The sequence below is a fragment of the Streptomyces odonnellii genome (assembly GCF_000981895.1).
In the GTDB taxonomy this organism is placed as follows: Bacteria; Actinomycetota; Actinomycetes; order Streptomycetales; family Streptomycetaceae; genus Streptomyces; species Streptomyces odonnellii.
Genome location: NZ_LATD01000304.1, coordinates 1 through 9,882 on the forward strand (window position 1 = coordinate 1; position 9,882 = coordinate 9,882).

The following is a 9,882-nucleotide window of genomic DNA, read 5'->3' on the forward strand; positions in this document are numbered from 1 at the left end:
CGCCGTCCCCGCCACCCCCGTCGCCGAGCAGCAGGCCGCCGACCAGCAGCACCGCGACGACCGGAATCGCGTACGACGCCTCCACCGACGGAAAGAGCACACTGCGCAGGGACAGGGTCCGCAGCCTGGTCCGCCGGGCCCGCTCGACCGCTTCCTGGCAGACCTCGATCCGGCGCCGCTGGAGGCCGAACGCCTCGACCGTACGGGCACCGGACGCGGTCGCGGAAAGGACCTCCGCCATCATCGAGTTGGCCTCGCCCTCCGCCAGATACGCGGCGGGCGCGCGGCGCAGATACCACCGGGTGGCGAACCAGATGCCGAGCAGACCGAGCACCCCGCAGCCGCCGAGCAGCGGATCGAGGACGAAGACCGCGCCGAGGATGAACAGCGCCTGTACGGCGGCGATGAACACATCGGGCCCGGCATCGCGCAGGGCGGTGCTGACGGCGGAGACATCGGTGGTGCCGCGCGCCGCGAGATCGCCCGTACCGGCGCGCTCGACGACCGAGGCGGGCAGCGCGAGCGCGCGGTCGACGAGCTGTTCACGGATACGGGCGGAGGTGCGCTCGCCGAAGCGGTGGCCGACGAGACGGGCGTACCGGGCGAGCACGAGCTGCGCCAGGGAGCAGAGCAGGATGACGAGCGCGTACCGGTCCACGGTGGCGACCCCGCCGCCCGCCCGGACCGTGTTGATGACACTGCCGAGCAGCCAGGGCCCGACGAGTCCGGCCGCGGCGGCGAGGGCGTTGAGCGCGATGGCGGCGGCGAAGGCGCGCCCGTCCCGCCGGATGAGACGCGCCGCCGCGCGCCGCACCTGGGGCGGCTCGGCGACGGGAAGGTGCGCCTTCTTGACGGCCGTCAACGGACCGGCTCCTTCTCGTGCGGGTACGGTCCGTCGTCCGCGCCCCGGGACACCAGCGCCCGGTAGCCGGGCTGTGCGTGCAGCAGTTCATGGTGAGTACCGGTGGCCGCGGTGCGGCCGTCGACCAGGTAGTACACGGTGTCCGCGTGTTCGAGGAGCAGCGGCGAGGTGCTGGTGACGAGGGTCGTACGGCCGGTACGGGCCGCCCGCAGCCGGGCGGCGAGCGCGGCCTCGGTGTGGGCGTCGACCGCCGAGGTGGGTTCGACGGCGAGCAGCACCTCGGGGTCGGCGAGCAGGGCCCGCATCAGCCGTACGCGCTGGCGCTGGCCGCCGGAGAGATTGCGGCCCTGCGCGTCGATCCGGGAGTCGAGACCGTCCGGCAGACCGAGGACGATGTCCCGCGCGACGGCCGCGTGGACGGCGGCGTCGATGGACTCCTCGTCCGGGCCGCCGCGGCCGGCGACGATGTCGCGGAGTGTCCCGGCGAAGAGATCGGCCTCGTTGTCCGCGACGAGGATCCGCTCGCGTACCCGCGAGAGGGGGATCTCGTCGAGCCGTATCCCTCCCCAGGTCGCGTTCGAGGCGGTGAAGCGGCCCAGACGGTCGACCACGTCAGAGGCGTCCGAGGGGCGCGAACCGACCAGCGCGGTCAGCGACTTGGGTGCCACCTCGACCCCGGAGGCCGGATCGCGCAGCGGGGACGGCGAGCTGGGCGCCTCTCGCAGAGCTTCCCCCGGCACCGGCACCGCATCCGGCACCGACCCCGCCCGGGTCCCCGACTCCCCTTCGCCGGGCGCGACTTCGGGTTCCAGGTCCAGGAACCGTACGACCCGCCGCGCACTCACCAGCCCGCGGCTCAGGTCGTACCCGCCCTCGACGAAGAACGACACGGGTACGACCAGCACGGCGACATACCCGTACACCGCCGCCAACTCGCCGACGCTGATGCTGCCTTGGGCGGCCAGCCGGGCCGCCAGCCAGGTGACGGCGGCGAGGAACAGCGCGGGAAGGCCGAGTCCGAGCGCGTCGATCCAGCTCGTCACCGCCCCGACGCGGTAGCCCTCGTCCCGCACCCGCGCCGAATCGCGCCGGTAGCGGGCGGCGTACGCGTCCTTGCCGCCGAGCCCGCTCAGCACGCGCAGCCCGCCGACGATGTCGACGAACCGCCCGGCCAACGCGCCCTGCCGCTCCCGGTATGCGGTCTCGGCGTGCTGCAACCGCCCCAGCAGCGGCCCCACCAGCAGCGCGAGCAGCGGCACTCCGAGCAGCACGACCACGGCGAGGACCGGTGAGACGGACAGCAGCAGCACGGCGACGACAAGACAGGCCAGCACGCCGCCGACCCCGGGGCCGGTCATGGTCAGCGTCCGGCTCATCATGGTGACGTCGGACATGCCGATCGTGACGACCTCACCAGCGGTGACCCGTCGGGGCAGCGTGGCACCGAGCCTGACGGCCTGTCGGACGACGACCCGTACCGTACGGAAGGTGGCGTCCATCCGGACCCGGGTCATGGTGCGGTGGCGCATGATGCCGAGCCAGGCGTTGAACACACCGGCTCCGAGCAGCGCCGCCGTCCAGCCGACGAGCGCGCCGCTGTCGCCCGGTACGAGCCCGTCGTCGATCGCGCGCGACAGCAGATACGGGGGCAGGGTCAGCCCGATCATCCACACGCTGCCGTACGTTGCGCCGACGGCTACCCGACCCCCCTGACTGGTCGCCAGCCACCAGAGGTACCGTCCTGCACTACGGCGATCCGGAACCCCCGGATCCATGTACGAGTCACCCATTCCCCGCACCCTAACGACCCGGGGCCCCCGGGCACCAACAACCCCAAAGAGGGAGCCTTGCTGAATTTCCGTCAGAAGCCAGATAGGGAGCAGATCGGCATGGACGCCGAGCCTTGGTGTGATGATAAGATCCACGAGCTTGCCAAGCGGTGGTAAACCCGCTATGGCATAAAGGGAAAGTCAGCGCATCGGCCCAGAAATCCGCCACCCCGGGGAGAACTATGCCATCAGCCGGGCCTTTCAAGGCAGTCCGGCGGGCGAGTATGCGCGGCCGATCCCGTATGCCCGAGACCGCGAGTGCACTCGAACACTCCGTCCCGGCATTCAGTATCCGGTGCCCCAGTCGCCCGAAGAGAGCCTTATGACGCAATACTTCCAGGATCCAGCGCTTTGGGGTCTGATCGCCGCTGGAACCCCTGTCGCAGCTACCGCGATCATTCGCGGCAGAAAGTCGAATGCAGAGCTCAGGAAGGAAAAACAGGAACTCAAGGCGCATTACGCCAATCTGGAAGAGCACTATTCCGAGGCCGTCGAAGAGGCCAAGGACCGCGCGGAAGAGGCGACCAAGACCGCCCTGAAGTCCGCGATGCGTACGCTCCAGGGTCTGGCGAGCGAGCAGCAGCTCGCGATCACCAAGCTGCAGGACAAGTACGGAGAGCTCCAGATTCTCCAGGACCTCCTCGACATCGACCACATGAATTCGCAGTTCGCCCGGCGTGCGCAGTCCATCGCCGTGCTCTGCGACGGATGGCTGGGCCGTCAGCGCGCCTCGGCGTCGCTCTATGACGTGGTCCGCAGCGCGAAGGGCCGTATCCGCCACTTCACGCGCGTCGAGATCCGGGCCCAGAGCAATTTCGCCATCGTCAGCCGCGCCGTCGAACCGGTCGCGCTCACGCTCGCCGAACTGCTGGACAACGCCACCAGTTACTCGGCGCCCGAGACGATGATCGAAATCAATATCCGGCCCGTGCCCAAGGGCGTCTGCATCATCGTCGACGACGCCGGCGTGGGCATGAACGAGGAAGAGAAGGCCAGGGCCGCCAAGCTCCTGTCGAGCGAACGCGCTCCCGGTGTCTCCGGACTGGGCAACCCGCCGCAGTTCGGATTCACGGTGATCGGTGTGCTCGCCGCCCGCTACGGCTTCACGGTCTCGGTCGATTCGACGTCTCCGTACGGTGGCGTGCGCGCGGTCGTGCTCCTTCCCGAAGAGCTCCTCACGTCCATGCCCGCGCCCGCGCCCGAGACCGAGGAGAAACCCGCTATGGCCGCGTCCTCCCCGATGCCTCCAGAAGAGACCCCGGCGGCGCCCGCGACCACATTCGGCGGACTTCCGAAGCGCCGTCGCCGCGGCGCGATATCCATCGTTCCGGCCGCCGAGACCGCGGAGGCCCCGGCTCGCTCCAGCGAGCAGGCCGCGTCCGTCATGGGCGCGTTCCAGCGGGGAACGCAGTCGGGCCGCCGTTCCACCAACGCAAGCAGCGAAGGGCCTGAGACTCAGTGAATTACGATCTGTCATGGATGCTTGACAGTGCCCTGGAAGTGCCCGAGGCGCGCCACGCGATCCTTGTCTCCGCGGACGGCCTGCTCATGGCCCGCTCGAACGATGTCGGCAAGGACCACGCCGACACCATCGCCGCCGCGATGAGCGGGATGCAGTCGCTGAGCCGTACGGTCGCCGACTTCTGCGGCAGGCCGGCGGGCGACCGGCCCCAGTGGCGTCAGACGCTGGTGGAGTTCGATCACGGCTTCGTCTTTCTCATCTCCGCCGGCGAAGGTGCCTATCTCGCGGTCTCGGCGTCGCCCGACGTGGACATGGCGGAGATCACCTTCCGGATGATGCAGCTCGTAGGCCAGCTCGGTAAATCCCTGACCAGTCCCCCTCGCGAGATTGCTGATACGAAGGCATGACAACTCCGGATGAGCCCGAGCTGGAACGAGAAACCGCACCCTTAGTGCGACCGTATGTCATCACCAACGGCCGCAGCCTGGTCGATGACCACGAGTTCTCTCTGATCACGCTGGTCACGGCGGCCGTAGACGGCCCCAGAACGGGACATCTCGATCCTGAGAAGCTCCGTCTTCTGGATCTGTGCGCCGGCGGCTATCTCTCGGTGGCCGAGATAGCCGGGCACACCAATCTGCCCGTGGGTGTCGTCAAAATCCTGCTGTCCGATCTCACGGAGGAGGGGTTCCTTATGACGCGGGCCCCCGTGCCTCCCGCGAAGCTTGTCGAGCGGCACATACTCGAGGAGGTGCTGAATGGCCTTCAAGCCCGTTTTGGATAACGACGTCTATCTGCGCAATTCGGTGCAGACAGCGGCGAAGATCCTAGTCGTAGGGCACTTCGCCGTCGGCAAGACAACGTTCATCGGAACGATGTCGGAAATTCCGCCGCTGCGCACCGAAGAGGTCATGACGCAGGCCGGCGAGGGAGTGGATGATCTTCGGGGCACCCCCGGCAAGACCACCACGACCGTAGCCATGGACTTCGGCCGTCTCACCCTCAGTGAGAGACTCGTCCTCTATCTCTTCGGTACACCGGGACAGCAGCGCTTCGTCCAGGTGTGGGAAGACATGTCCCGGGGTGCTCTCGGGGCATTGGTATTGGTGGACCCGCAGCGTCTCGAAGAGTCCTTCGCCGTGATGGACCTGGTCGAGCACTACGGAATCCCCTACGCCATCGCCGTCAACCGCTTCGAAGGCACACCGAGCCACACGGACGAAGAGATACGAGAGGCGCTCGACTTGCTCCCCGAGACTCCGCTCGTCAATTGTGACGCACGCGACCAGCGTTCGTCAGCGAATTCACTCATCGTCCTCATCCGTTATCTCCAGTCGCGCCTCAGCTAGGAGTTCGCCATGCAGTCCCACTCGGAAAACCAGGCGCCACCACCGGGCTGCCCTGCCCACAAGAGCGGCAAGAGCACGCCTCTGCACGGGCCCGAATTCGCCGCCGATCCGCAGGCGTTCTACGAGTATCTGCGGCAGCACGGTCCCGCCGCACCGGTCGAACTGGCTCCGGGTGTGGAGGCCTCGCTCGTCACTGACTACGCGGCGGCCCTGCATGTCCTCCAGAACCCCGACACCTTCGCGCGCGACTCGCGCCGCTGGCGTGCCCTCAACGAGGGCGAGGTGCCGGCGGACAGCCCGATCCTGCCGATGATGGCGTACCGTCCGAACTGCCTGTTCTCCGACGGTGCCGACCATCTGAGGCTCCGTCAGGCGGTCACGGAGTCGCTGTCCAAGATAGACACGCACCGGCTGAGCCGGCACACCGACCGTGTCTCCGCGTATCTCATCGACCAGTTCAGTGGCCGCGGCAAGGCCGATCTGGTCAGTGACTACGCGCAGTTGGTGCCTCTGCTGGTCTTCAACGACCTCTTCGGCTGCCCCGCCGAGATCGGTGACCGGCTGGTCTTCGGCATCTCCAGTCTCTTCGACGGAGTGGACGCGGAGAAGGCGAACGAGGTCCTCACCGAGGCCCTGTTCGAGCTGGTCGCGCTGAAGCGCGCCAAGCCGGGCGAAGATGTCACCTCCTGGCTGATGCAGCATCAGGCGCGGCTGACCGACGAGGAGATGATCCATCAGCTCGTCACCCTCATCGGGGCGGGCACCGAACCCACGCAGAACATCATCGCCAGCGCGCTGCGGCTGCTGCTGTCCGACGACAAGTACGCGGGGGGACAGCACGCGGCCGGTCTGCTGGTCGAGGACGCCATCAACGATGTGCTGTGGAACAGCCCGCCGATAGCCAACTACGCCGTGCACTACCCCATGTACGACGTGGACCTGTCGGGGAGCAAGCTGGACGCCGGCGATCCCGTGGTCATCAGCTTCGCCGCGGCCAACACCGATCCGAGCCTGTCCGTGAGCCGTCAGACGCTCAGCAAGCGGGCACATCTCGCGTGGGGCGCGGGTCCGCACGCCTGCCCGGCCAAGGACCCCGCCCTGCTGATCTCCGTCCTGGCGATCGAGAAGCTTCTCAACAGCCTGCCGGACATCGAGCTGGGCGTGCCCGCGGACAGTCTGTCCTGGCGTCCGGGCCCGATCCACCGCGCGCTCAACGCCCTGCCGGCCCGGTTCACTCCGGTACGCAGGGAGAAGCGTGCGTCGGCGCCCCAGCCGACCGCGTCGCGCACCCTCGGGAACGCCCCCGCCCAGCCTCAGCAGCCGGCCGGGAAGGGTAGCTTCTGGAGCGGGTTCCTGTCCTGGTGGAAGGTGTGACATGCCCAACAATACGGGACGATTTACCCTCGCATGAATGTTCAACCATAGGGGTAGACAGGGTTGGCGAATCTGATGTGATCTCTTGAAAGAAGGAGTCGCTGTGGAGCCATCCCTGGCCACCTCATCCGTTGACCGGCGCTCTGTGGTTTCGCTTTTCTCCCGCCTGCGTACATCGGGCGGACAATCAAATCCATTGCCTTACTACAAAGAGCTGAGGGCAATGGGGAATATCATGCCGGCGCCGTGGGGCGGGCACCTGGTGACCTCGTACAAGCTGTGTGACCAGGTGCTGAGGGGCAGGGCCTGGCAGGTGCCCGGCAACGAGTGGCGTACGCAGCAGAAGGACGCCGCACGCTGGAGTGCACCTGCTTCGCTCCAGATGGGGAGGACGATGCCCATGCTCAACCCGCCGCATCACACCCGGATGCGGCGGTCGGTGGGCAACATGTTCGACCGCAAGTCCCTCGACGCCATGCGGAGTTCGATCGACCGAATAACCGAGCGGCTCCTCGACCGGGTCAGGGAGGAGTTGCTCGACGGCGAGCCGGATTTCATGGAGCTGGTCTGCGAAGAATTGCCGGTGATAACCATCGGCGAATGGCTCGGACTGCCGGCCGCGGATTATCCGCTACTGCGTGCGCTGACCCACGACCAGGTATTCACCCAGGAATTGTTCCCCTCTCCCAGTCAGCTCGCGCTGTCCGACGCCGCGACGCACCGGCTGCGGGAGTACTTCAGCGAGCTGATACGGGAGCGCCGCAGGGCTCCCGGGGACGACAAGGTCTCCGTCTGGCTGCGGACCTGGGACGAGCTGGAGCCCGACGACCGGGACGCCGCCGACGCGGCCGTCCACTCGCTGGCCCTCTTCGTGGTCCTGGCCGCACTGGAGACCACCTCGCATCTGCTGGCCACCCTGGTGTGGCTGCTCCTGGAGCACCCCCGCCAGCTCGACTGGGTGCGTACTCACCCCGAGCACATGCCGGGAGCGATCGAGGAGACCCTGCGCTACGACCCGCCGATCCATATGATCAGCCGGATCGCCGTGGAGGACACCACGCTGGCGGACATGCCCATTCAGCAGGGCGAGATGGTGCAGCTCATGGTCGGTGCCGCGCACCACGACCCGGACCAGCACACGGATCCCGATATCTTCGACATCCGGCGCAAGGCCACGCACCTCAGCTTCGGCGGTGGCATCCACTACTGTCTCGGGGCCCCGCTGGCCCGCCTCGAGGCGACATCGCTGCTGACCACGCTGCTCAGGCGGATGCCGAAGCTGCGTCTCGCGGACGGACCGTCCTACGCGCCCCGGGTGGCCTTCCGGCGTCTCAAGTCGTTCCGCGTGACGGCCTCCTGAAGGTTTCCGTGACTGCCCGTCAGTGAACTGACGACTCGTCAGCGCGACGCACACCCCCCATCGGCTGCCCCGGCACGAGATCCAAGGAACACCATGATGGAAGACTTCAAGGTCCTTCACGTCCTCCAGGAAGGGCCTGTCCTGAAGGTACGGCTCAACAGTCCGGAGACGGGAAACGCCGTCTCCGGACCGCTTTTGGACGAGCTCCTGGCCGTACTCGACAGCGTTCACGACGACCCCGGCATCCGGTTACTGATTCTCTCGGGTGCCGGGGACGACTTCTGTCTGGGCGGTGACCGCGCCGAGTTCCCGTCCCTGCTCGGCGCGCATCCCGGCGGCGCCGGCCTGCACTCCCTGGGCAACAAGGCCCGGCGGATGTGCGACGCCCTCGCGAGCGTCCACGCGGTGACCGTCGCCCGGCTGCACGGCGGCGTGATCGGGGCCGGGCTGGGGCTCGCGGTCTTCTGCGACCTGCGGGTCGGGGCGGACAACTGCCGTTTCAGGATGCCCGAGCTGGGTCTCGGGGTGCCCCCGGCCTGGGGAGGCGTGCTGCCTCGGCTGCTGCACGAGGCGGGAGCCGCGAAGGTACGTGAACTGCTGCTGACGGCCGAGAACTTCGACGCCGCCAGAGCAGCCGAGCTGTCCATCCTGCACAAGGTCGTCCCGGAGGAGGAGCTGGACAGCACCGTCGAGCGGTGGACCAGGCCGCTGCTCCGCAGATCGCCCGCGGCGCTGCGGACCACGAAGGCGATGCTGAACGCGTACGCGGGGGCCAACCGCCTCGCCGACGCCACCTTCTTCGACGCGGAACTGCTGACGTCGGCGGTGGCGGCCGCAGAGGCCGCACGGCAGCGGTAGACGGAGCGGGGCCGGACGCAGCGAACGGGGCCGGACGGAGCGGGGCCAGACGGAACCGAAAAGGGACCCTCTCCGGCAATTGGCATTTACAGCCGGAATATTCAGGGGGGCCTTTTCAGTCCGGAGTGCCCTCGAAATGCCCCCGCAGGAGTGACTGAATCACCGTCAGATTCCTTGCCTCCAGGGCGTCCAGAAGTGCCGAGTGTTCTGCCGCGTCGGCCAACAGATCGGCGCGGCGCACGGCCGGGGCGGTAACCAGGGGCCGTTGGGCACGGCGGAGCAAATCGTCCGCGAACATGACCAGTTGCGCGTTGCCGCACGGCGAAAGCAACGCTCGGTGGAAAGCGCGGTCGCACTCCGCGTACGCGGCGCGGTCCCCGGCCGCGGCGGCGGCGCTGGTCTCCTCCGCCAACGGACGTAGCTCCGTCCAGCGCTCCGCGGGTACGGTACGGGCCAGCCGCAGCATCACGGGTACCTCGATGAGCGCACGCACCTCGGTCAGCTCCGCCAGCTCCTGCGCGCTGCGCTCGGTGACCCGGAAGCCGCGGTTGGGGACGACCTCGACCGCGCCTTCGAGCGCGAGCTGCTGCATGGCCTCGCGTACGGGGGTGGCGGATACACCGAAGCGGTCGCCGAGGACGGGGGCGGAGTAGACCTCGCCGGGCGCCAGCTCGCCCCTGACCAGCGCGGACCGCAGGGCCGCGAGAATCTGCCCCCGCACGGAGTGCCGCTGGACGCCGCGTCCCGGGGCCGGGGCCGGGTCGGGCGCCGGGGGTACGGCTGGGGCG

The 9,882-nt window shown here is 68.2% G+C and carries 10 protein-coding genes; 7 read left to right on the top strand and 3 right to left on the bottom strand.

Annotation, left to right across the window (positions count from 1 at the left end; translation table 11 throughout):
• Together WH07_RS26095 and WH07_RS26100 are read right to left on the bottom strand one after the other, a co-directional pair.
• A partial coding sequence (locus tag WH07_RS26095) for an ABC transporter transmembrane domain-containing protein (RefSeq protein ID WP_046504884.1) occupies positions 1 to 862 on the bottom strand: 862 nt, incomplete at its 3' end.
• Entirely contained in the window at positions 859 to 2,652 is a 1,794-nt protein-coding gene (locus WH07_RS26100) for an ABC transporter transmembrane domain-containing protein (RefSeq protein WP_046504886.1), read from the bottom strand. The genes WH07_RS26095 and WH07_RS26100, both read right to left, overlap by 4 nt.
• Before the next feature lie 361 nt (positions 2,653 to 3,013).
• Here WH07_RS26100 and WH07_RS26105 point away from each other — a divergent pair, with 361 nt between their 5' ends.
• The 7 genes from WH07_RS26105 to WH07_RS26135 all read left to right on the top strand — a co-directional run bounded on the left by WH07_RS26105 (position 3,014) and on the right by WH07_RS26135 (position 9,094).
• Positions 3,014 to 4,153, top strand: a complete 1,140-nt coding sequence (locus WH07_RS26105) for an ATP-binding protein (RefSeq protein WP_046504889.1) — start codon at positions 3,014 to 3,016, stop codon at positions 4,151 to 4,153.
• On the top strand, positions 4,150 to 4,560 hold the full coding sequence (locus WH07_RS26110; protein ID WP_046504892.1) for a roadblock/LC7 domain-containing protein: 411 nt from the start codon (positions 4,150 to 4,152) through the stop codon (positions 4,558 to 4,560). The genes WH07_RS26105 and WH07_RS26110 overlap by 4 nt, the downstream gene beginning before the upstream one ends.
• Positions 4,557 to 4,937 (top strand): DUF742 domain-containing protein, encoded by a 381-nt coding sequence (locus WH07_RS26115; protein ID WP_046504894.1) that lies wholly within the window; start codon positions 4,557 to 4,559, stop codon positions 4,935 to 4,937. Before WH07_RS26110 ends, WH07_RS26115 begins: the two co-directional genes overlap by 4 nt.
• Entirely contained in the window at positions 4,912 to 5,502 is a 591-nt protein-coding gene (locus tag WH07_RS26120; protein WP_046504897.1) for a GTP-binding protein, read from the top strand. Before WH07_RS26115 ends, WH07_RS26120 begins: the two co-directional genes overlap by 26 nt.
• A gap of 9 nt (positions 5,503 to 5,511) precedes the next feature.
• Entirely contained in the window at positions 5,512 to 6,876 is a 1,365-nt protein-coding gene (locus WH07_RS26125) for a cytochrome P450 (RefSeq protein WP_046504900.1), read from the top strand.
• 223 nt (positions 6,877 to 7,099) lie between these two features.
• On the top strand, positions 7,100 to 8,236 hold the full coding sequence (locus WH07_RS26130) for a cytochrome P450 (protein WP_232789066.1): 1,137 nt from the start codon (positions 7,100 to 7,102) through the stop codon (positions 8,234 to 8,236).
• 93 nt (positions 8,237 to 8,329) lie between these two features.
• Positions 8,330 to 9,094 (top strand): enoyl-CoA hydratase/isomerase family protein, encoded by a 765-nt coding sequence (locus WH07_RS26135; RefSeq protein WP_046504906.1) that lies wholly within the window; start codon positions 8,330 to 8,332, stop codon positions 9,092 to 9,094.
• Positions 9,095 to 9,209: 115 nt separating this feature from the next.
• Here WH07_RS26135 and WH07_RS26140 read toward each other — a convergent pair.
• The coding region (locus WH07_RS26140) for a GntR family transcriptional regulator (RefSeq protein ID WP_046504907.1) at positions 9,210 to 9,882 on the bottom strand (673 nt) is incomplete at its 5' end.

Bases quoted from the DNA above. Each gene is read 5' to 3' on its own strand.
- WH07_RS26100 (WP_046504886.1), bottom strand. From the start codon at position 2,652: ATGGGTGACTCGTACATGGATCCGGGGGTTCCGGATCGCCGTAGTGCA.
- WH07_RS26105 (WP_046504889.1), top strand. From the start codon at position 3,014: ATGACGCAATACTTCCAGGATCCAGCGCTTTGGGGTCTGATCGCCGCT.
- WH07_RS26115 (WP_046504894.1), top strand. From the start codon at position 4,557: ATGACAACTCCGGATGAGCCCGAGCTGGAACGAGAAACCGCACCCTTA.
- WH07_RS26120 (WP_046504897.1), top strand. From the start codon at position 4,912: ATGGCCTTCAAGCCCGTTTTGGATAACGACGTCTATCTGCGCAATTCG.
- WH07_RS26125 (WP_046504900.1), top strand. From the start codon at position 5,512: ATGCAGTCCCACTCGGAAAACCAGGCGCCACCACCGGGCTGCCCTGCC.
- WH07_RS26130 (WP_232789066.1), top strand. From the start codon at position 7,100: ATGGGGAATATCATGCCGGCGCCGTGGGGCGGGCACCTGGTGACCTCG.
- WH07_RS26135 (WP_046504906.1), top strand. From the start codon at position 8,330: ATGATGGAAGACTTCAAGGTCCTTCACGTCCTCCAGGAAGGGCCTGTC.